The 276-nt window shown below is 43.8% G+C and carries 1 protein-coding gene; it reads right to left on the minus strand.

From position 1 onward, the window contains the following. Positions 1 to 36: 36 nt before the first annotated feature. Positions 37 to 276, minus strand: a 240-nt coding sequence (locus ACFVSH_RS26520; protein ID WP_387708797.1) for a helix-turn-helix domain-containing protein, incomplete at its 5' end; no start/stop codon positions are given.

A 276-nucleotide genomic window follows, 5' to 3' on the forward strand; every position in this document is an offset into this window, starting at 1 on the left:
AAAAGTAGGCGAAAATTGCCGCTCGGCAATTTCCGCCTACTTTTCTTCCCGATATTTCTTCAACTTATCTCGCAATGTCCTCTCCCCGATGCCAATTGTTTGCGCCGTCCTCCTTTGATGACCGTTAAAAGCGGCAAGGTTATGAAGAATCACTCTTTTTTCGATTTCTTCAAGCGGTTCGCCGACATAGACAGGGATTAAAGTGTTGCCGAAAAATGCGCGCGAGCTTTTCTGGATATCGGAAGGTAAATCAGCTTTCTGTATATAAGATTCATT

The organism is Peribacillus sp. NPDC058002 (genome assembly GCF_042886655.1).
GTDB lineage: Bacteria > Bacillota > Bacilli > Bacillales > DSM-1321 > Peribacillus > Peribacillus aracenensis.